The sequence below is a fragment of the Chitinophaga sp. LS1 genome (assembly GCF_034274695.1).
In the GTDB taxonomy this organism is placed as follows: Bacteria; Bacteroidota; Bacteroidia; order Chitinophagales; family Chitinophagaceae; genus Chitinophaga.
Genome location: NZ_CP128362.1, coordinates 1,165,611 through 1,187,018, shown reverse-complemented (window position 1 = coordinate 1,187,018; position 21,408 = coordinate 1,165,611). Strand labels below are relative to the sequence as shown.

17 protein-coding genes and 1 tRNA gene are annotated in these 21,408 nt (G+C 43.2%); 12 read left to right on the top strand and 6 right to left on the bottom strand.

Features of this window, described 5'->3' with window-relative positions; all coding sequences use genetic code 11:
* Positions 1-16: 16 nt before the first annotated feature.
* From QQL36_RS04960 to QQL36_RS04940, 5 genes are all read left to right on the top strand, one after another.
* Positions 17-913 (top strand): oxidoreductase, encoded by an 897-nt coding sequence (locus QQL36_RS04960; protein WP_321569165.1) that lies wholly within the window; start codon positions 17-19, stop codon positions 911-913.
* Positions 914-1,175: 262 nt separating this feature from the next.
* Positions 1,176-1,247 (top strand) — tRNA-Met (locus QQL36_RS04955).
* A 243-nt stretch (positions 1,248-1,490) separates the two neighbouring features.
* Positions 1,491-2,066 (top strand): Crp/Fnr family transcriptional regulator, encoded by a 576-nt coding sequence (locus tag QQL36_RS04950; protein ID WP_321569164.1) that lies wholly within the window; start codon positions 1,491-1,493, stop codon positions 2,064-2,066.
* A 147-nt stretch (positions 2,067-2,213) separates the two neighbouring features.
* Positions 2,214-3,287 carry an SDR family oxidoreductase gene (locus tag QQL36_RS04945; protein ID WP_321569163.1) on the top strand — a complete coding sequence of 358 codons (1,074 nt, stop codon included), beginning with the start codon at positions 2,214-2,216 and terminating at the stop codon, positions 3,285-3,287.
* Positions 3,288-3,633: 346 nt separating this feature from the next.
* Positions 3,634-3,963 carry a hypothetical protein gene (locus QQL36_RS04940; protein ID WP_321569162.1) on the top strand — a complete coding sequence of 110 codons (330 nt, stop codon included), beginning with the start codon at positions 3,634-3,636 and terminating at the stop codon, positions 3,961-3,963.
* A gap of 55 nt (positions 3,964-4,018) precedes the next feature.
* On the opposite strand, the gene QQL36_RS04935 is transcribed toward QQL36_RS04940, so the two are convergent.
* Together QQL36_RS04935 and QQL36_RS04930 are read right to left on the bottom strand one after the other, a co-directional pair.
* Complete coding sequence (locus QQL36_RS04935) at positions 4,019-4,243, bottom strand: ferredoxin (RefSeq protein ID WP_083722560.1); 225 nt, start codon at positions 4,241-4,243, stop codon at positions 4,019-4,021.
* Complete coding sequence (locus QQL36_RS04930) at positions 4,236-5,465, bottom strand: peptidase U32 family protein (protein WP_083722561.1); 1,230 nt, start codon at positions 5,463-5,465, stop codon at positions 4,236-4,238. Before QQL36_RS04930 ends, QQL36_RS04935 begins: the two co-directional genes overlap by 8 nt.
* Before the next feature lie 230 nt (positions 5,466-5,695).
* Here QQL36_RS04930 and QQL36_RS04925 point away from each other — a divergent pair, with 230 nt between their 5' ends.
* From QQL36_RS04925 to QQL36_RS04915, 3 genes are all read left to right on the top strand, one after another.
* On the top strand, positions 5,696-5,998 hold the full coding sequence (locus QQL36_RS04925; protein ID WP_321569161.1) for a hypothetical protein: 303 nt from the start codon (positions 5,696-5,698) through the stop codon (positions 5,996-5,998).
* 63 nt (positions 5,999-6,061) lie between these two features.
* A complete protein-coding gene (locus QQL36_RS04920; protein WP_321569160.1) occupies positions 6,062-8,116 on the top strand; it encodes a beta-galactosidase in 2,055 nt (684 codons plus the stop codon).
* Between the two features lie 11 nt (positions 8,117-8,127).
* Positions 8,128-10,494 (top strand): glycoside hydrolase family 3 N-terminal domain-containing protein, encoded by a 2,367-nt coding sequence (locus QQL36_RS04915; RefSeq protein ID WP_321569159.1) that lies wholly within the window; start codon positions 8,128-8,130, stop codon positions 10,492-10,494.
* Positions 10,495-10,557: 63 nt separating this feature from the next.
* Here the strand turns inward: QQL36_RS04915 and QQL36_RS04910 are convergent, their stop codons facing one another.
* The 4 genes from QQL36_RS04910 to QQL36_RS04895 form a co-directional block, all read right to left on the bottom strand.
* Positions 10,558-10,689, bottom strand: a complete 132-nt coding sequence (locus QQL36_RS04910) for a PDDEXK nuclease domain-containing protein (protein WP_143708823.1) — start codon at positions 10,687-10,689, stop codon at positions 10,558-10,560.
* On the bottom strand, positions 10,682-11,026 hold the full coding sequence (locus QQL36_RS04905; protein WP_321569158.1) for a DUF1016 N-terminal domain-containing protein: 345 nt from the start codon (positions 11,024-11,026) through the stop codon (positions 10,682-10,684). Before QQL36_RS04905 ends, QQL36_RS04910 begins: the two co-directional genes overlap by 8 nt.
* Positions 11,027-11,467: 441 nt before the next feature.
* Positions 11,468-14,290 (bottom strand): DUF4135 domain-containing protein, encoded by a 2,823-nt coding sequence (locus QQL36_RS04900; protein WP_321569157.1) that lies wholly within the window; start codon positions 14,288-14,290, stop codon positions 11,468-11,470.
* Positions 14,291-14,438: 148 nt separating this feature from the next.
* Positions 14,439-14,795 (bottom strand): hypothetical protein, encoded by a 357-nt coding sequence (locus QQL36_RS04895; protein WP_083722567.1) that lies wholly within the window; start codon positions 14,793-14,795, stop codon positions 14,439-14,441.
* 385 nt (positions 14,796-15,180) lie between these two features.
* On the opposite strand from QQL36_RS04895, the gene QQL36_RS04890 reads away from it, so the two are divergent.
* The 4 genes from QQL36_RS04890 to QQL36_RS04875 all read left to right on the top strand — a co-directional run bounded on the left by QQL36_RS04890 (position 15,181) and on the right by QQL36_RS04875 (position 21,396).
* Positions 15,181-16,629, top strand: a complete 1,449-nt coding sequence (locus tag QQL36_RS04890) for an MBG domain-containing protein (protein ID WP_321569156.1) — start codon at positions 15,181-15,183, stop codon at positions 16,627-16,629.
* A gap of 141 nt (positions 16,630-16,770) precedes the next feature.
* Positions 16,771-17,319, top strand: a complete 549-nt coding sequence (locus QQL36_RS04885) for a sigma-70 family RNA polymerase sigma factor (protein ID WP_083722569.1) — start codon at positions 16,771-16,773, stop codon at positions 17,317-17,319.
* A gap of 51 nt (positions 17,320-17,370) precedes the next feature.
* Positions 17,371-18,372: a FecR family protein gene (locus tag QQL36_RS04880; protein ID WP_321569155.1), complete on the top strand. Its 1,002-nt coding sequence runs from the start codon at positions 17,371-17,373 to the stop codon at positions 18,370-18,372.
* 27 nt (positions 18,373-18,399) lie between these two features.
* Complete coding sequence (locus tag QQL36_RS04875; protein ID WP_321569154.1) at positions 18,400-21,396, top strand: SusC/RagA family TonB-linked outer membrane protein; 2,997 nt, start codon at positions 18,400-18,402, stop codon at positions 21,394-21,396.
* The last annotated feature ends 12 nt before the right edge of the window (positions 21,397-21,408 follow it).

Genomic DNA, 21,408 nt, shown 5'->3' with positions numbered 1-21,408 from the left:
GTAAAATGATGTATGTATGTGGACGAAAAATAATATTCCTGATTTGACCGGTAAAACAGCGATTGTCACAGGAGCTAATACTGGTATCGGTTTTGAAACAGCACTTGCTTTATATGAAAAGGGGGCACATGTAATTCTGGCCTGTAGAGATCTGAATAAGGCGCATCAGGCAATCGCAAAAATAAAGGAATATAGGGGGAACGGAATATTAGAAGCTGCCCAACTTAATTTGGAAAACCTAACGCAGATAAATGAATTCGTTGAGTGGTTTATTCAGAAACATCCGCATTTACACTTGCTAATCAATAATGCAGGGGTTGCTATGCCTCCTGCCTCAAAAACAGAGCAGGGATACGAATTGCAATTTGGCGTAAACTTTCTGGGGCATTTTGCACTTACCGGACTTTTATATGCATCGCTCTTAGCAACACCGGATTCCCGGATAGTTACAGTCAGCAGTAACGGCTATCAAGGTGCAGAAATTGATTTTGATAATTTAAGGTTAGAAAAGGAGTATAATGCAATAAGGGAATATCGACAAAGTAAATTGGCTAATTTGATTTTTTCAGTTGAATTGAGTCGCAGAATAAAAGTAAAAGGCCAGAAGGTTTTATCAATTGCTGCACAACCCGGTGCAAATAATACCGCATTGACCAGGCATTTGAGTGAAGAAGAAATTGCTATTGGTAAAGAGCGACTTGGCGCATTTATGGAACCATGGCAAGGAGCTTTATCATTGCTTTATGCAGCAGTTTCTAATGATGTTGTAAATGGAAATATGTATGAGCCGGAAGAAGGTGGATTACGAGGCTACCCAATTCAAGCCACCATACAAGAGAATGCAATGAATAAACCTGCAGCTATAAAACTTTGGAATTTCGCAGAAAAAGCAACGGGTATTCATTTCCTGTAGTAATAAATGGTATTTGATCTGGCAAACAGCGGGTATTAATCAAAGTGAAAGACGGAATTCGTATTTATTGTTAGGTAGGAGAGTTTAGAATAGCAGTTCGATATTTAATTAATAATAGTGAAAATCTAATACGGATTTGGTGACGCGGTGATAGAAGAAGTGACTTTTACCCCATTTTTTATAAGCATCCGAAGATCTTATCGCCTGAATTTTGAAAATAGATTAGGTAGATGATATTTGTTTACATACATTTGCAACTCATTGTGAGGTAGAGCAGAGGTAGCTCGTCGGGCTCATAACCCGAAGGTCAGAGGTTCGAATCCTCTCCTCGCTACAAATAACGGTCCCGGCTATGCCGGGACTTTTTTTATGCAATTGGATGTAATGCTCAACAAACCCATTACTCCATAAGGATGCACCCTTAATCCGCTATCATTTACCCCCATCACCTTTACAACCGCTGTCTCAATACCCTATTTATCCTGTACTCCGGGAGCTTTTGCTTAACCCTTATCATTCTTCAGGATTTGCAATCTGCTTCGTAAGTTTGTATTAGACCTCCATAAAACACCAGCGAATGTTTAACACACTATTTTTCCATATTGCGGCTAAGATCGTCCTCTCCGACCCGGAAAAAGAAATTATAAAAACATTCTTTACTGCCAGAAAATTCAAGCGTAAGCAATTTTTGTTGCAGGAAGGAGAAACCTGCAAACAATTGAGTTTTATTGCCAAGGGGCTGATCAAGTCTTATAATGTGGATGATAAAGGAGAAGATCATATTAACCTGGTTGGCTGGGAAGGTTGGTGGGTATCTGATTTCCATAGTTTCCTGTCTGCTACGCCTGCACAATTAAATATTGAAGCCATTGAAGACACAGACGTGTTGCAAATTACATTGCCAAATTATGAAGCTATGCTGGTGAAGGTACCTGTGATGGAACGGTATTTTCGTATCTTATATCAGAATAGTATTGTTACTAAAGAGCGCCGGCTTATGAGCTCAATTACGCATACTGCGGAGGAAAAATATCAACATCTTTTACAGCATCATCCTGAAATTATAAAAAGAATTCCTCAGACATTGATTGCCTCCTATCTGGGGCTTGCGCCTGAAACTATTAGCAGGATCAAAAGGAATAAGACTCCATAACGCAAGCCGATGGCACTGCCTGATACTATCTATTCATCGCTGGATATTTTTGCATAAAACACCTTCACAGAGCACCCACATTTTTCTTGACACAGATCAACCCTCGTCTTCTCAGGACAGGATAATTTTGCAATAAAACCAATTGATATGAGTCAGGATAAAATAGCACTTGTAGTAGGCGCCAGTGGTATTGCAGGAGGGAATCTATCTGCATTGCTGATTGAAAAAGGATGGACCACTTATGGGCTTTCCAGATCACCCAAAGCTGATGTAAAAGGATTGATACCTGTTGCGGCGGATCTGCTGGATATAACTTCATTGGAGGCCGCACTGAAGGATGTAACCCCCAGTCATGTGTTTTTCACTACCTGGATGCGTAATGATACAGAAGCTGAAAATATACGGGTGAATAGCGCACTGGTGCGTAACTTATTACAGGTGTTATCGCCACGTAAATCTGTGCGTCATGTAGGGTTGGTGACTGGTTTAAAACATTATCTGGGGCCTTTTGATGCTTATGTAAAAGCGGGCGTTTTGCCATTGACACCGGTCAATGAGGAACACCCAAGATTGCCGCTGGACAACTTTTATTACAGCCAGGAAGATGAAGTGTATGCTGCCGCAGCAAGAGATGGATTTAATTGGAGCATTCACCGCCCGCATACGATTATTGGTAAAGCTGTGGGCAATGCCATGAATATGGGAAGTACGCTGGCTGTGTATGCCAGTATCTGTAAGCAGGAAGGATTACCGTTTATATGGCCAGGTTCTGCTGCCCAATGGAATGGAATTTCTGATATGACAGATGCCCGTATTCTCGCAGAGCAGATTCTCTGGGCAGGTACGACACCGGAGGCAGAAAATGAGGCGTTTAATGTGACGAATGGAGATGTGTTTAGATGGAGCTGGATGTGGGGTGAAATAGCAAAGTATTTTGGTGTTGAGGCAGTAGGATTTGATGGCGAAATTCATCCGCTGGAAGAAAGATTGAAAGCATATGAAGGCATATGGGAAAATATTGCTAAGGAGCATGGGTTAACGCAAACTGAAATGGGGAAGGTCGCTTCTGCATGGCATACGGATCTGGATTTGGGAAGGCCGATTGAGGTGATGACAGATATGTCTAAGAGTAGAAAGTTAGGATTTACAGCATATAAGAGCACGAGGGATTCATTCTTTGAATTGTTTGATCAGTTGAGAAAAGACAGGATTATTCCCTGATACAAGAAGGCTGATTTTTAAAGACAAAAGAGGGCCACTTTTTAAAGATAAAAGAGACATGGTGTAAAGGCTGGATACTAAAAAAAATATGAATGATCTCATTTTTAATAAATTTACTTTTGTTCTGAATTTCGCATGATTGAATTCTGTCATTTGAATTCACATGATTGCAGATGGCTAAGTTCAAATGACTGAATCCAAATGAAAACTACTCAAATTAAACACCACTCATGTTACCTGATCTTATTGCCGAAAAACTAACTGTGATTTTTTGCGGGATCAATCCAGGTTTAAAATCTGCTGAGGAAGGAATCACTTCTCCGGCCGAAGTAATCGTTTTTGGAAAGTGTTGCATCAGGCAGGTTTTACACCACATGAAATAGCACCAATAAACGACAAAACGATTGTTAGTTTTGGTTATGGCCTTACTACTGCTGTAGCAAGAGCCACCAACCGTGCAGATGAGTTGAAAAAAGAGGAATTTGAGAATGCTATTGAAGCATTCAAAACTAAGATGACCTTGTACAATCCGAAATATATTGCCTTCCTTCTTTTCAGCCAGATCCATCCTCCATCAATTATGCGATCAGACATGCTCCCATTATCAATGATAAAGGGGGGTATAAATATAATCCGGCTGGCAGGAAGATCAGGGTGTATACTTCGCTGGATATAGGATTGATGATGAACGATTTTTATAGTAAGTTAAAGAATGTGCATTAGCACTCTCTTTAACTTACTGTCTTTATTATCTTCACCGGACAAGCTGCTGCCACTCCCTTCGCCTCCTGCAATAGCAAATTATTTACCAACAACACATCCGTCTCCCGCTTCTCCTCCGCTCCCAATAACACTGCCTTGCCATCTTTACGGCTCATCCTCCACAATTCCGGTTGCATCTCAAAACAAATACCGCAACCAATACATTTATCTCTATAATGTATAATCTTAGGCATTTATCAGTTTATATAATTTATCTGTTGCTGTCACCTTATGAGGAAACGGAAACGTTATGCTATCACCTTTTACCGCCTTGTCCTTTTTCTCTCCATTCACCAGCACTGTATCAAAACTGATCTTCTCCATCCCAAAGGCATTACCTGTTAATAACAATTCATCGCCCTGCTGTATGGTGCCTTTCTCTATAAAGAACTCCCCTACTTTGATCTGCGGATAGAAACGTACGCCTTTACCTGCATAGATCTTTTTCTCTGTTGCAATGGAATCCGGCTTGTTTGTCCACTGCCCCATTTCTCTGCCCAGGTAGTATCCTTCCCAGAACCCACGGTTATAGACGGTGGATAAGCGTGTCATCCAGTCTTCGATCTTTGCTGCATTGTAAGTACCTTGTTGTATAGCAGTAATCGCTTCACGATAACAGGTGGTGACGGTATGTACATAATCCGCCCCTTTGCTACGACCTTCTATTTTTAGTACTGTTACGCCGGATTGTAATACTTCATCCAGGATATTGATGGTACAGAGATCCTGTGGAGACATGATGTATTCATTATCTATCTCCAATGATTCTCCTGTTTCTGCATCTGACACTTTATACTTGCGGCGGCAGTTTTGTAAACAGGCACCACGATTTGCAGAAGCATTTTTGCTGTGCAAACTCAGATAGCATTTCCCTGAAACCGCCATACACAGCGCACCATGTACAAAGATCTCAATCTTAACCAGTTCGCCGTTAGGCCCCTTGATCTGTTTGCGTTTGATCTCGTTGCAGATAAAAGCAATTTGCTTCAGCGTTAATTCACGCGCTAATACAATCGTATCCGCAAAGCGTGCGAAGAACTGCACGGATTCCAGGTTACTCACATTCGCCTGTGTGGAAATGTGTAAAGGAATACCCATCACGGCGCATGACTGTATCACAGCAAAGTCAGACGCTATCACCGCATCCACATTGTTTTCTTTCACCGCTTTCAATACCGCCTGTAACAATTGCATGTCATATTCATACATCACCGTGTTCAGCGTGAGATAACATTTTACCCCTGCTGCATGGCAACGTTCACTTACTTCTGCAATATCACTGATGGTAAATCCGCCGGAGGAACGGCTGCGCATGTTGAGTTGTTCTACTCCAAAATAAATGGCGTCTGCACCGGCATTAATAGCAGCCTGCATAGCCTCGAACGAGCCTGCAGGCGATAATAGTTCTGTGTCCATATGTGTGTATCCCGTTGGCATGACGGGCTTGCAAAGTTACTTTTTCCGATCAACGCAGTTCCTGACGAAGATCAGCGCCTGCTACCAACCACACTGACGAAGATCAGTCTCAAATATTAAGAAGAATTTGTGGTTTTCCTAAAATGCCTTATTATTGCTTCTGTGTGAAGCGTAACGCTGCACTATATGTTAACAATGCCCACTTTATTTGAAAATCAATCTATTCCGTTATGAAATATCCAAATTCAGTGATGATTTCCACTTTTACCCCTCAGGTAGAAGCCCAGGACAATGAAAAGAAAGATTCCATACCTGCCGCAAAAACTGCAATGAACAAAACTGAAGGAGATAGGAACGTCATGTTGAACGCTGCCAACAATACTGGTCCCCGTGATGTGAATACCGGGTTGCCAGCTACCGTAGTTGGAATTACCATCCAGGAAAATAACCTGCCCGTTGTCTATTTTTACTGGTCAGAATTGCCTAACCGCACCTGGCGACAAAGTGTGCGCCTCGGTGCTACAATTCATTGATGACGGGTTCTTATATCCGCCCATTCACGCTGGAAGCGTCACTCAATTTTAAATTCTGATGTTATGAAAAAACTATTGTTAACTGCTTGTTGCATTTCTGCCCTCACTTCTTTTGCACAGGTGAAGGATCATTTGCTCTACGGCGTAGCGTATTATGATGAATATATGCCTTACGACCGCCTGGATAAGGATATTGCTATGATGAAAGCCGCGCATATCAACGTGGTGCGTATAGCAGAATCGACCTGGGCCACTGAAGAACCGTCTGATAGTGTGTACAACTTCACACATATCGACAGGGTACTGAATGCTATGCACAAAGCCGGTATCAGTGTGATTGTGGGCACACCTACCTATGCCGTACCTGCATGGCTGGCAAAGAAGTATCCCGATGTACTGGCCACGACTCCTTATGGTCAGAATCAATTCGGTCCAAGGCAGAATATGGATATTACCAATCCACATTACCGGTATTATGCTGAGCGCATTATCAGGAAGATCATGGAGCATGTGAAAGATCATCCTGCCATCATTGGCTACCAGGTCGATAATGAAACAAAAGCTTACAATACCGCAGGACCTGATGTGCAAAAGGCCTTTGTGGAATATCTGCAAAAGAAGTTCATCACTTTGGATAGTGTGAACAATGCATTTGGATTGAACTATTGGAGTAACCGTATCAGCACATGGGATGATTTTCCTTCTGTGAACGGTTCTGTAAATGCCAGTGTGAAAGCAGAGTTCGCGAAATTTCAGCGACAACTGGTCACGGAATTTCTGGCATGGCAGGCAAAGATCGTGAGGGAATACAAACGTCCGGAGCAGTTTATCACACAGAACTTTGACCTGAGCTGGAAAGGTTATTCTTATGGTATTCAGGACGAGGTAGATCACTTTGCCGCAGCCAAAGCACTGGACGTTGCTGGTATTGATATATATCATCCCAGTCAGAACCAGTTGACCGGTGCAGAGATTTCTTTAGGCGGTGATCTGGCCCGGTCTATGAAAGGTGGGCAGAATTATCTCGTGATAGAAACAGAAGCACAGGGTTTTGCCAACTGGACACCTTATCCAGGTCAGTTAAGATTACAGGCTTTTAGTCATCTTGCCAGTGGCGCGGATATGGTGAGTTACTGGCACTGGGCTTCTATTCATAATAGTGCGGAGACCTACTGGAAAGGATTGTTGAGTCACGACTTTGCACCTAATCCTACTTATAATGAAGCCATCACGATCGGGGCTGATTTTGATAGACTGAGTAAAGACCTGCTGCATCTTAGCAAAAAGAATGAAGTGGCCATATTTTTCAGTAATGAAGCTAATACCGCTTTTAATGCCTTCAGCTTTGGTTGGGGGGCACCCGAAAAATACAATGATATCATGCGACCATTTTATGATGCACTCTATCGTATGAATATTGGTGTTGATTTCATCGACCCTTCCAGCAATAACCTTGATCAGTATAAAATGATTGTGGTGCCAGCTTTGTACGCAGCTTCTGATAGCCTTTTACAGCGACTCAATAAATATGTTGGGAATGGTGGTCACATCGTCTATACTTTCAAAAGCGGTTTCTCCAATGAGAATGTACAGGTGCGTTATACACCACAACCGGGTGGCATCAATGCGGTAACTGGTAATTACTACAGCCAGTTTGTAGTACCTGAACATGTGGGTTTGAAGGGTGACCCATTTGGTGCAAAAGACAATGAGATCAAATACTGGATGGAGTTAGTGACACCTACTACTGCCAAAGTACTCGCGTATTACGACCATGCACAATGGGGGCAATATGCCGCTGTGACACGTAACCAATATGGTAAAGGTACGGCAACTTATATCGCATTTATGCCAGGAAATGCACTCTGTGAAAAGATTATGGAGAATTGTGCACAGGATGCCGGAATCATACATCAATTACATTTCCCACTCATTACAAAAACAGGTAAGAACCCAGCCGGCCGCATCATCCATTATTTGTTTAATTATTCAGACACACCACAAACATTGACTTATCCTTTTGAAACAGGCAAAGAACTGTTGTCAGGAAAAGCAGTGAATCAAAAAAGCACCCTGACCTTAGCGCCATGGGATGTGAAAATTATTGAAAACAATTAAATCATTGATATATGAAAAAAATCTTACTGACTGGTGCCGTGGCATTGCTGGCTATTAGCTGGAAACCTGCCCCACCAGTCATTACAATTGACGGGTATACCTTCAGGGATTTAAATGGCAATGGAAAGCTGGACAGGTATGAAGATGAACGGTTGTCGATCAATGACAGGATAGATGATCTGATCAGCAAGATGACGGATGACGAAAAAGCAAGTATGTTAATAGGCACGGGTATGCCGGGATTCGATGGCCTCACTCCTGTAGCAGGTGCGATTGAAGGAAAGGTGCCTGGTGCTGCTGGTGGTACTTACGCCATTCCAAGACTGGGTATTCCTGGGGTGATTGTAGCCGATGGTCCTGCTGGTCTGCGTATCAAGCCTATCCGGGAGAATACAAAAGCTACTTTCTATTGTACTGCATTCCCGGTAGGTACTGCACTGGCTGCTACCTGGAACACACCTTTGTTGGAGGAAGTAGGCAGAGCAATGGGACAGGAAGTGAAGGAATATGGGGTAGATGCATTACTGGCACCTGCTTTGAACATTATGCGTAACCCGCTGTGTGGACGCAACTTCGAATATTATTCTGAAGATCCTTTGATTGCAGGTAAGATGGCGGCTGCTATTGTGAATGGGGTGCAATCCAATGGTGTGGGTACTTCTATTAAACACTATGCGGCAAACAACCAGGAGACGAATCGCCTTTCTATCAATGAACACATCGATGAAAGAACCATGCGCGAAATCTACCTGAGAGGTTTTGAAATCGCTGTGAAGGAATCTCAACCCTGGACAGTGATGTCTTCTTACAACCTGATCAATGGTACTTATACCTCTGCAAGAAAAGATCTGTTGACCGACATCCTACGCGATGAATGGGGCTTTAAAGGGCTTGTGATGACTGACTGGTTTGGTGGTTATGCAGGTTTTAGCGCACTCAAAGCTGGCACCAGCAATGTAGTACAACAGCTCTCTGCCGGCAATGACCTGCTGATGCCGGGTTTGCCAGCACAAAAACAAGCGATCCTCGATGCGATGAAGAGTGGTAGTCTCACGAAACAAGTAGTAGATACCGACCTGAGAAGGATCCTCACTTTTGTACTCCGCTCCCCGGCTATGGCGAAATATGCCTACAGCAATAAACCTGCTCTGAAAGCACACGCAGCCATCACCCGTCAGGCTGCAGCAGAAGGTATGATCCTGTTAAAGAATGACAAGCAGTTGCTACCTTATACCAATAAGACAAAAGAGATTGCTGCATTTGGGGTTACTTCTTACAACTTCATAGCAGGTGGTACCGGTAGTGGTGATGTGAATGAAGCGTACACCGTATCACTGATAGAAGGACTTAGCAATGCCGGTTATAAAGTGGACCAGGAGCTGAAGCAACTGTATGTTCCTTTTGTAAAGAATGCGAACTACCAGGATTCTCTCCGCAAGGTAAAAGATGGTTTGCTGGCACTGCCACAACGTATGAAAGAGATGAATGTGGAGAAAGCCCTCATTGATAAGAAAGCAACTACCGATGCTCTGGCTATCATCACCATTGGCCGTAACTCCGGCGAAGGTGGCGACAGAAAAGTAGATGAGGACTTCAACCTGGCTGCAGATGAAGTAGCGCTGATCGAAAATGTGACCACTGCCTTCCATGCAAAAGGAAAGAAAGTAGTAGTGATCCTGAACATCGGCGGTGTAATTGAAACTGCGAGCTGGAAAGATAAACCAGATGCTATTTTACTGAGCTGGCAACCAGGTCAGGAAGGGGGTAACTCTGTAGCAGACATCTTCAGCGGAATGGTAAACCCAAGTGGCCGACTGACCATGACGTTCCCTGTGAAGTATGATGAGACGCCTTCTGCAAAGAACTGGCTCGGTACTCCTGCTGACAATCCTACTGACGTAACTTACGAAGAAGGTATCTATGTGGGTTACCGTTATTTTAATACTAAGAATATCAAGGTGTCTTATCCATTTGGCTATGGAGGCTCTTATACGACTTTTGCTTATAGCGATCTGAAAGTGGATAAAGATAAACTGACCGTTACCGTGACAGTGAAGAACACTGGCAAGGTAGCAGGCAAGGAAGTCGTGCAGCTCTACCTGTCCGCACCTCATAACAGTATTGACAAACCGAACGAAGAACTGAAGGCTTTTGCCAAGACGAAAGTCCTGAAACCCGGTGAAAGTGAAGTCGTGATATTACAATTACAGGCAAGAGACCTGGCTTCCTTTATAGAAGCACAGCAAGCCTGGGTTGCGGAATCGGGAAAATATACAGTGAAGGTGGGTAGCTCTTCACTGGACATTCACCAGCAAGCCGATTTCACGCTGGATGACGCGCTGACAGTAGAAAAGGTCCACAAAGCATTTGAAAAATAAGTGGATAAGCCTTCAGAATTTTCCAAATAGTGCAGCAACCTGCTGCACTATTTTTGGAGTGTGTTAGTTTAATTCGTTTTCTAAGTCTGAGATGTCTGGTAGTTGAGATTTGAGTTCTTCCGGGATGGCTTTGGCGAGTTGGTATTCGGCTACGCCGATGGGGTGGCCAATGCCTTTTAAGGCATATTCAGCCATGACTTCGTTTTTGCCTTTGCAGAGGAGCAAAAGTATCTTCCTCCAATTGGTTATATGTTTGCAGCATTGTTATTGGATATGCCTCAGCAAATTGCTTCATATACAACAGGTGCCTGGAAGAAAAACCTTTGACCGATGGAAACGCTTTTTTCAAATCAGCTGCAAGGAGAGAAATTATTTTAGCCCCCCAACCTTGTTCATGTTGGTGCTTAAGAATGTAATTCCCCATTTCCCAATAAAGGAACAGCATATGTTTATTGGCTGCAATAACTGTCTTTAATTGGGCTTGTTGGACTTTTTTCTTGATCTCATTTAATACAGTAACGTATTCATTCAAAAAACAAACAATTTTAGTTGGTCTTTAATCACTTACTTATTGCAGAGATCGGAGTTTAGTAACAACTGTTTTTTTATGACATTTAGCCTTGAAACCTGCGATATTACTGTGATAGACTGTAATTCAAAAAGATATTGATTATCATGTTTTTGAAATGAAATCAGCAGAAGAATCGAAACAAAAAATGAATCAATTAGTAATCAATTGTGTTTAAACTTGGTGAGTTCATCCTCTATGTAAGTTCGGCAGAAGAAGATATAGCACGCCTAAAAGTAGCGTATGAAAGCATACCCGATCATGAAAAAAGACATGTAGAAGGTATGGATGATAAAGATCATCATATACGTTCGATCCCTTATAAAAAAAGCTGATTATGCGATTCAAATCAAATCATATCTGGATGCGCAGCCAAATATCATTTATGGCAAAACCAGATCACCCCTATCCAAACCATAGCATTGACTGTACCTTGTCAGGATGCGCAGCCCGCATCATGGCAAAAGCCAACCCTGCACTACCTGTGAATAATGCAGGCATTAAATTGGAATAATGACTATCAGGTGTATGTGAAGTGATCAGGCGATTCGCCTGCGATATATGCGATTGCAATTTTTCGGAAGGATAATATTCATTGATCTTCAATAAAGTATCTAATGCCCCGGCTGTACCACAACACAAGCCAGGTGCCGATTCATGCAGGATGTCGGTATGTGAGGCACACAATGCATGTTGGGAATAGTCATCGATAAATGGCGTACCTATTGCCTGTGATACCGCCAGTCTGGAAAGTAACCCACCACTCCGGCCGTTACACCATGTCCAGGTTGTTTTCTGCTCTTCCTGTAAGAAAGCTACACGTGCATCTATCCAACCACTTTCTGTCGTATCCCAGAATGAATTATCGTATTCCATAGCACCCAGCAGTACACTTTTTGCTTTTGCGTCACCAGATAATTCATACCAGCGAGCCAGTGCCATAGCCATTCCGGAGGTGCCGTGACTGATGTTGGGAAGAGAGTGTCCATCTAATACTTTCCAACAGGTACCTCTTTCATGAGAGACAGATCGGGTGATGAGTGTTTGCGCAGTTTCTTCTATGATTGTTTCCAGCAAAGAATCTGGCTGTCTTTTGTACAAGGCGATCATAGCTAATAAAAATCCGGCACGACCGTGTAGTATTTCATCCAGCTCTTCTTTTGCAAATATCTCTTTGTAGTGTTTGATGGCAATTGATTTTGCCAGTTGTATATTTTCAGGTGTATTGGTCGCTTCTGCAATCCTGATCATGCCATAGATAACCCCGCCAAGACCTCTTGCCAGGCCACCTCCTCTGTTTACACTGATTGGATTTGAAAGCGGACGAATCGCTTGCAGCGCAAGCTCCATCCAGGATGTATTGTTAGCCAGTTTACCTGCTTCTGCGATAGCCACTGCTGTGCCTAGTACGCCATCATACAGCGCTTCCGGGTCAGAATGCACCATGGTACAGCCATAACCTGGTGCATAAGCTGTATATGCCCAGGATGGAATACCATCTTTCCAGATCGTCGCATTTACGATCGACTCAATAATGCCAAATGCGGGTTGTCCCTTTAGTGACTGTTCTGAGATCTTTTCTTTGATAGTAACGACCTGTAGTTCCAGTTCTTTTTCGTTGATGCGCTCAAAACGCTGCTTTGCCATTTCTATGGGAGAAAAGAGCAAATTGGTATCATAAGCACTTGTACCACCTGCAAGGACATCAAAGCGGGGGATGTCTCCATTTAAAATACCTGCAGTTTCATGTAATTCAATGTTATCAATCGCATCGAGTCTCAACTGTCCCAGGATCCTTAAATCGTCGATGATCTTTTGTCTGCGCAGCTCGTATGATCTCAATAATTGTATACTGATGCTGCGGATAAATACTACGCCATATTGTACTGTGGGGCGCAATAACAGCCGTAAATTCAGGTGACGCAACTGGTCCAGCATCTTATCTTTATATAAGATCTCCTGTCTGTGTTTTAAAAGAAACTGATGTGCGTTACGGAACCCCTTTTCTATTTCGGGTAAATATTCTTTGGGTAATTGTGGTGCTCCATTCAATGAAGGCAGGTTAGGAATGGTCGCTGCCGTAAACCATTTCTCCAATAATTGTAGATTGTCCGATCCCCTTCCACAAAATACAAATTCCTTCATCGGCTCACTGCCAAAGGCATGCAGGGCACCTGCTATAAACTCTACATGCTTATTCCCATCTTTATCCAACTGACTCAAAATAGTATGTGGCAACATCCCAATATCCATCACCGATTCACTCGATTCTATATTTTCCAGCGATATATTGCGATCCAGTTGTAATCGTTTCTCTCCTGTTTCAGAGTTGGCTAACAGGCACCTGAATAATGGCTCTGCATCTATCACGACAGGACTATCGCCTTGTACAATGATATTCTCGTGGTGCAGATCATATGTACCAAAAGCATGTGCTACCGCCAGTATGGCGCCGTATTTTTCATAACAGTCAGCTACCTGTTTCGGATCATGACAGGTCGTAGGTGCTACAAATTCCATAAACCCATAGCCCGCGAAATTTAATACGCCGGGTAAAAAGAAATCATAATGAAGCCCCTTCTCCATCAGGTAATCCAATATGTAATTCCATCCATATTCACCATCCAGTGAACGAGGCTTATACACCATCTTTACCTCTCCGAATTCCAGTATCGCTGCCGTTCTTCCCTGATCATGCGGATCAGAAATTCCGAAACTGATGGCTGTTAATTTATGTAAAGCAGGGATGCCATCTTTACCATGCAACTGTATCCTGTCGAAGAGTTCTTCGATAACTGTCAGCCAGTTTTGTTGTGCGAGTGTAAGCAGGCGGGTTAACTCCGGATAGTTTTCATTGCCGGAAAATAAGTTTTGTTCACTTTCCCATATTATATATTCATCCAGTTTTTCTCTGGATGCATCGGGTTCACAATCTCCAGGAGCTGTGTTTTTCGGTCTCCAGAACGGATATACAGACAGGAAGAAACTGGAATAGCGTTGAATAAGCAGGTTGTTTGTCAACCGGGCAATTATCTTACCATACCAATCTGTCAGATCTTGCAAAACACGGGGCTGGATATTAATTCCTTTTGACTGTAGCCGTACTTGTAATAAGGCACCTGCCTGCTGGCAGAAGGGATCAGTTAATTCAGGTATAACGGGTTCACTATTGATACGGGATGCCAGGCTGATATCGTACACCGCCTTTTGTTCAAGAACAGCACTCATAGTTGTGGTTTTCGGATAAGTGGGAAAGTAGATATTGTCTTAAAAATAACTTTACCGGGTTTGAATAGGGAACCTGATGGAGAAAAATTTCAATGAAGAAATTTCAGATCCATCAGGTTACTCCTAAAGATAACTTCTTGTAATAGTGTTATGCACAAGTCAGTGATGCCAGCGAGCCTGCACAGATAGGGGTAGTAGCAGTACAGGTCGTACACCAGGTAGTGCCGCTACTGCTTGCTGCTGCTGATTTCAGAGATGCTTCTGACAGATCATTACCCCGGAAAGGAGGAATGCTGATGTTGTAAGAGCTTGGAGTATCCTGTACTACATTGATCTTTACATCAGATGGTACGTCAATGCCATGTGATTTTAATACACCAGCTGGATCTGCAATGAATTTTTTTCTGAAGTCTTCATCGATGCCGCATTCGATGCGAATTGTATCAAGGGCGGATAGTGGAGCTGTCTTGCTCCATTTGCTAGCTTTTAGGTTTGCTGTGCTCATGTTGAGATTGTTTTTATGTGAATACAACAAAAGAACAGGGGTGAAACCAGATTGTTTGAAAAGACATATTTATGTGGTATGTGACCCCATTTTTATGTGAGAAATTGAATTTGCATTTCCCCCGCTTTCCTACCCCTTTCACATACCCTACTTTTACATCATCAGCGCAGGCTTTTTGTCCATTGAGACCAAAAATGACACCTTTTCCCTCCCTAAACCATGAAGACAGGGCGGTGAATACTCCCGATTCATCGCCCTCTTAACTCTGTGAGCCTGGCCGTGTTCGCCATCAAGTCGGGGTTGTTGAGTGCTGATGAAGTGGGTGGACATTTTTGATAAATGAGTCGGAGTGCTATCTTTGTCTCAAAGTATAGCAATCTCTAATATGAATCGATTACTCATTGCATTGTGTTTCATTTGTTTAAATGGATATGGACAGAAAAAATACGGGGACCCGGATTTTGCGCTGAATATCCCCGATACCCTACAGGCCACATCTTCGGATACCAGTGTGGCAAGGGTGTTCCTGGAAGATCACAAATGGATGGTGCAGATTATGAAAGCGGGGGTAGTGGATATTACTACCGACAGCACGGTTGAAAAAATCACGATTGACAAGGCACCATTGACCATTACAGCACAAAGTTTTACAAAATGTTATGGTATGCCAGATCCTACCTTTACTGTAACTTATAAAGGATGGGTGTATGATGAATCGGATAGCGTTTTGAGTAGTCATCCTACTGTGAGGGCAGATGCTACGAATGTATTGATACCCTCAGGAGCGAGTGCTGAGAACTATGATATTACTTACGTGAATGGAATGCTGACGGTGAATAAATTGCCTGTAGCGTCAATTACCGCTGATAAGGGAACGGTTATTTGTGGCCTGAAGACATTGCCGTTAAGCGCAGCTGGCAAGTATGCATATACATGGATGAGGAATGATTCTATTGCGGGTAAAGGCAACTCTTTGGAGGTGTCGGCTCCCGGCGATTATAAGGCAATTGCCGTGGATGTAAATGGATGTTCCAATACTTCGAATGTGATTGCTATGACACAGGTATTGGCGCCTGTTGTTGATTTTACTTTTGCCAGCGGTTGTACGGGTACTTCTGTTTATTTTACTAACAAAACAAAGGCCACAGGCGCGGTAGATTATAGTTGGCATAGTGGCGATGGGCAGAGTAGTGAGAATAACAGTGCGAGCTTTACTTATGCAAAGGTCGGTACATACACCGTTGTATTGACGGCTACGCCACTCAGCTGTCCATCTTTGGGTGGCACAAGTATTCATGATGTGAAAATTACTGAACCAATGGCCGCGAAGGCATTGCCAACTGTGAAAGCGGAGCCGGGTAAGCCCGTGCAGCTGAATGCAAGAAAGATGGAAGGTATGGCATATGAATGGTCGCCTAATAATGGATTGACTGATACAAAGGTGAGTGATCCAAAAGTAACTTTGAAAGCACCGGAAACTTATCTTATTAAGATGATGCAGAAGAATGGCTGTGTGACCACCGATACATTGAGAGTCAGTGTGGCCAATCCAAAAGCATTTATGGTGCAGGAAGAGTTTTCACCAAATGGAGATAAACAGAATGACCTGTTGCAGGTATATGCAAAGACCATCAAGACGATCACTTCTTTTGATATCTTAGATAGCATGGGCAACCAGGTGTATCAGAAACCGAAGAAAGGTGAAGTTGCCTGGGATGGTACGAATATGAAAGGAAAGAAAGTGCCGGAAGGAATTTATATCTGGATGGCAGTGGGGAATGATTATTATGGAAAGGTGGTGAGAGAACAGGGAACTGTAAAACTGACAAGATAAATACCCGGTAGTGCCCGCTTACTGGCGGGCACTCTTCATACATGGAGATGGTTAACTTCCGGAATTTGATAATATTACCTTAATATACCCGCGCTACTTCTTTTTATATTTTTGCTTTTTCAACAACTCCTTTCCATAACTATGTGCCAACGTTATACCGTAGCAGACATTAAGGAGGGTAATCAAAAAGCCTTCTCGTCTGTTTATGAAGAGTATAAGGATAAGCTGTATTTCCTCCTGCTGGGCAGGACAAAATCAGCGTACCTGGCACAGGAAGTCGTACAGAAAACCTTTGTAAAGGTCTGGACCCACCGCGATACACTCAATCCTGATATTAATATAGATGTACAAATTTTCCGCATTGCCCGCTCTCTCATGATCGATGAGTTGCGTAAACTAGCTGTTGAGAAAAAACGCATGGGCGTAGTAGCAACTACTGAATCAGACGATAGCGTCAATAACCAGTATCAGGCACGCGAAACCCGCATTGCCATTGAAAAAATTCTCAGTGCCATGCCGGAACAGGGCCAACTGGTGTTCCGCCTTAGCAGAGAAGAAGGAAAGACCTATAATGAAATAGCACAACAACTGTCTATTTCCCCCAAAACGGTTGAATACCATATCTCCAGGATACTAAGTGTGCTGCGCAAAGCCCTCCTCCTCGTCCTCCTAATGTTAACAAATTATTAAGCGCCAGGGTATTCCCAATTTACAAACGAATAGTAGTTAGAAACAGTTCAAATGAAGATCACCAGCGAACAGGTTGCACGTTTTATTACCAACAATTGTAGTCCGGAAGAAGCGGAAATGCTCGCTGCGTGGTTTGCTGAACACCCAGATGACCTGATCAGTACACCTGAATGGGAGGAATTCGTTACACAGCAACGCATACCTGAAGAAACAGATGCGGCTATGTGGCAATACATTACCCAACACACTAAGCGTACACCGAAGGTTTATTACTTCCGCAGAATAGCTGCTGCAGCTGCTGTCATTGGAATAATAGGCGCAAGTGTGCTCCTGTGGAAACCACAGCAACAACGGTACTTACAGGCTACGCTGGTAGACACTACCACCGTAAGGTATACCTTGATCAGTAACGACAAAAAGCATGACCAGACTTACCAGCTGGAAGATGGTACTACAGTCGTACTCTCTTCAGGTAGTAAACTGAAACATGTTTTGCACTTCGGGCGTCAGCAACGTTATATTCAATTAGAAGGTAAAGCCTTCTTTGATGTAGCGAAAGACAAAGACAGGCCATTTACTGTAGAAGCGGGCGGATTGACCACGACTGCATTGGGTACATCCTTCCGTATCACTGCTTTAAAAGGCGAAGTACACGTACAACTGATCTCTGGTAAAGTAGTGGTGAAAAAGGCCAGCACCACTTTTAAACCAGTATACCTGAATCCCGGCCAACAATTGGTATTTAACACGCAGCAGGAGAAAGCTATCGTATCTGATAACAAGCTGCCTTCGCTGAAAACCACACCTGCAACGATTGCCGCTAATGAGACTAAAGGACAAGTGTTTCACCAGGAACCACTGAAAAATGTGTTCCTTACTTTACAAAGTTATTATCATACCAGTATCACCTTCGACGAACAACAGTTGAAGAATATGAAGTTCTCCGGTACTTATGCCGATACTGACAGTGTAGCAGATCTGCTCTCTGTCATTACACTGGTGAATGGATTAAAACTCGAAAAAACAGCTACAGGGTACAACATCACCCGATAACAGGATCATACATAAATACAGAATAACATGACATTTAGAGGAAAAAGACCGTTTCCGCGACACGCGGTGCTGCTCTTATTTGCCGTATTGCTGCATTTAAAAGTTTTTGCCCAAACGGGAGATATCAAAGGTTTGATCAGAACGGAAAAGGGAGAACCCCTGCCCGGTGCTACTGTCATCCTGACCCGTAATGCTTCTTCTTTTTCTAAGGTAACACGCACAGATTCTATCGGATTATTCCGCTTTTCAAAAGTACCTGCTGATACCGGGTATGTGATCAAAGCAAGTTACATTGGTTATACCACACACGTAAGCGAGCGCTATAGCGTAAAGGCCAATGATCAGTTATCCCTCGCATTTAAAATGCAGGAAAACAATGGTCAGCTCAGCGACGTTGTCGTTATTGGCTACGGTAGCAGAAGCCGTAGTGAAATGGTAGGGGCGGTAACCACTGTGAAGAAGGAAGATTTCAATATAGGTGTATATAGCGATCCGGTGCAGATGCTGCAAGGTAAAGTAGCAGGTCTGAATATTTCAAGAAGTGGTAACCCCAATGAAAATGCGGCTGTAATCCTCCGTGGTCCTTCTTCTTTCAGATCTGGTACGGATGCCTACGAACCTTTTTATGTGATCGATGGTGTACCAGGTGCATCTATCTATAGTGTAGCACCTGGTGATATTGAAAGTATGGAAGTGCTGAAAGACGCGGTGTCTACTTCTATCTACGGTTCCCGTGCGGCAAATGGTGTGATCATCATCACTACCCGCAAGGTGCGTTCCGGACAATCACACCTCTCTTATAGTACGTATGGTGCGGTAGAAAGAATTTCCAATACCATTAAAATGGCCTCCGCTTCCCAGCTGCGTTCTTACCTGGCTGCGAATAATGTGACCATTGATGCGATCAATGATGATGGCGTAAGTAATACTGACTGGCAGAAAGAAGTAACCCGTACCGGTTTTTCTCACAACCATAATCTGGCTTTCAGTGGTAGCAACCAGCAATCTTCTTATGGTGTGAGTGTGAACTACCTGAACAATGAAGGTATCATCAAAGGATCTGCTATGGATCGACTGGTGATCCGCACCAATATACAACATCGTGCTTTTAAGGATCGGCTGAAGCTGGATATGAATGTGACCAACAGTATCACCAATGGTAAACAGATCCCTTCTCAGGTGCTGAGCAATATGCTTACTTATATGCCTACTGTACCTGTGAAGAATGCAGATGGTAGCTATTATGAAGACAGAACACGTACTACTGGTACCAGTGGTTATTACAACCCGGTAGCGCTGATCAATGATAATACCATTCACAGCAAGTCAAACATCCTGTTGATAAATGGTATTGCAACTGTGAATATCCTGAAAGGACTGGATTTTACTACCTCCGTTTCTTATCAGAAACAGCGCAATGATACAGATCTGTATTATAACAGTTCTTCTATGCTGGCACAGGATTATACAGGGTATGCACAACGTACGAATGTGTCCAATACCAAGAAAGTACTGGAATCATTCGCCACCTATGAAAGACGATTCGGTAAGCACGGCATTAAATTGCTGGGTGGTTATAGCTGGCAGGAAGATCGCAATGGCGATGGTTACCAGGTGAGCGGTTATAACTTTGTATCTGACGATCTGAAGTGGAATAACCTGGGTCAGGGTAATGGTACGACGGTCAACTATGGTGATATCTATGTGTCTACCCTGAGACTGATCTCTTTTTATGGCAGGGCCTTTTATGATTATGATGGTCGATTCCTGTTTCAGGGATCTCTGCGTCGTGATGGTTCTTCTGCATTTGGTAAGAATAATCGTTGGGGCTATTTCCCTTCTGCATCCGTGGGTTGGAATATCCACAATGAACGTTTCATGAAAGATGTGAATTTTGTGAATGTACTGAAGGTACGTGCTGGTTATGGTGTGGTGGGTAATTCTACCGGCTTCAATGCTTACACTTCCCGTTTGATCTATGGTAGCGGTTCTTCTTACTTCTATTATAATGGCGAATGGATCAATTCCCTGACACCTGTACAAAATGATAATCCTGATCTGAAATGGGAGCGTACCGCTACGATGAACGTAGGTGTGGATTTCGTATTGTTCGGCAATAAACTGAGTGGTAGTGTGGATGTGTACGACAAGCGTACGACTGATCTGATTGGCGATTACACGGTATCTACTACACAATATCCTTATAGCACAATGACCGCGAATGTGGGTGCCATGAGCAATAAGGGTATTGAACTGGCACTGAGCACAACACCTGTAAAGACAGGTAAGTTTACCTGGACATCATCCGTCACCCTGGCGCACAATGTGAATAAGATCACTTCTATCTCCAACGACCTGTTTAGTGCATCGCAGTTTTACACGGCAGCATTCAGTGCACGCGGACAATCTGGTATCAGTGGCTACCAGATCATTAAAGAAGGAAAGCCGTTGGGTTCTTTCTATACCCTGCAATATGCGGGTAAAGATGCAGATGGCAGGTCTACTTTCGTAGCCGCTGATGGTACGGTGTCTACAGATAGTACTGCATTCACGAATTTCCGTGTCACCGGTTCTGCACAACCTAAGTTAATCTATGGCTGGAACAATACTTTCCGTTATGGCCAGTTCGACCTCAACATCTTTGTACGCGGGGTGTATGGCAACCAGATCCTGAATGCCACCCGTGCTGATATGAATGCACCTATTTATGCCAATACCACCAATGTACCCGTAAGTACATTATCTGAATCTATCAATGACGATAAGGATCATTTCATTTCCAGCCGTTATGTAGAGAGCGGTTCTTACCTGCGACTGGACAATGCTACTCTGGGGTATTCATTTGCTACAAAGAAGAACTATCAGTTGCGTGTGTATGCTTCGGGCAATAACCTGTTCATCATTACAAAGTACAAAGGGATAGATCCTGAAATCAACGTGTCTGGACAGACACCAGGCATTGACAACCGTAGTTACTATCCTAAAACCCGTACGTTCCTGCTGGGATTGAATGTTACATTTTAAAATTACACTGAA

Excerpts from the sequence above, each read along its gene's own strand:
- QQL36_RS04960 (WP_321569165.1), top strand. The coding sequence starts at position 17 with ATGTGGACGAAAAATAATATTCCTGATTTGACCGGTAAAACAGCGATT.
- QQL36_RS04950 (WP_321569164.1), top strand. The coding sequence starts at position 1,491 with ATGTTTAACACACTATTTTTCCATATTGCGGCTAAGATCGTCCTCTCC.
- QQL36_RS04945 (WP_321569163.1), top strand. The coding sequence starts at position 2,214 with ATGAGTCAGGATAAAATAGCACTTGTAGTAGGCGCCAGTGGTATTGCA.
- QQL36_RS04935 (WP_083722560.1), bottom strand. The coding sequence starts at position 4,243 with ATGCCTAAGATTATACATTATAGAGATAAATGTATTGGTTGCGGTATT.
- QQL36_RS04930 (WP_083722561.1), bottom strand. The coding sequence starts at position 5,465 with ATGGACACAGAACTATTATCGCCTGCAGGCTCGTTCGAGGCTATGCAG.
- QQL36_RS04925 (WP_321569161.1), top strand. The coding sequence starts at position 5,696 with ATGAAATATCCAAATTCAGTGATGATTTCCACTTTTACCCCTCAGGTA.
- QQL36_RS04920 (WP_321569160.1), top strand. The coding sequence starts at position 6,062 with ATGAAAAAACTATTGTTAACTGCTTGTTGCATTTCTGCCCTCACTTCT.
- QQL36_RS04915 (WP_321569159.1), top strand. The coding sequence starts at position 8,128 with ATGAAAAAAATCTTACTGACTGGTGCCGTGGCATTGCTGGCTATTAGC.
- QQL36_RS04910 (WP_143708823.1), bottom strand. The coding sequence starts at position 10,689 with ATGGCTGAATATGCCTTAAAAGGCATTGGCCACCCCATCGGCGTAGCC.
- QQL36_RS04900 (WP_321569157.1), bottom strand. The coding sequence starts at position 14,290 with ATGAGTGCTGTTCTTGAACAAAAGGCGGTGTACGATATCAGCCTGGCA.
- QQL36_RS04895 (WP_083722567.1), bottom strand. The coding sequence starts at position 14,795 with ATGAGCACAGCAAACCTAAAAGCTAGCAAATGGAGCAAGACAGCTCCA.
- QQL36_RS04890 (WP_321569156.1), top strand. The coding sequence starts at position 15,181 with ATGAATCGATTACTCATTGCATTGTGTTTCATTTGTTTAAATGGATAT.
- QQL36_RS04885 (WP_083722569.1), top strand. The coding sequence starts at position 16,771 with ATGTGCCAACGTTATACCGTAGCAGACATTAAGGAGGGTAATCAAAAA.
- QQL36_RS04880 (WP_321569155.1), top strand. The coding sequence starts at position 17,371 with ATGAAGATCACCAGCGAACAGGTTGCACGTTTTATTACCAACAATTGT.
- QQL36_RS04875 (WP_321569154.1), top strand. The coding sequence starts at position 18,400 with ATGACATTTAGAGGAAAAAGACCGTTTCCGCGACACGCGGTGCTGCTC.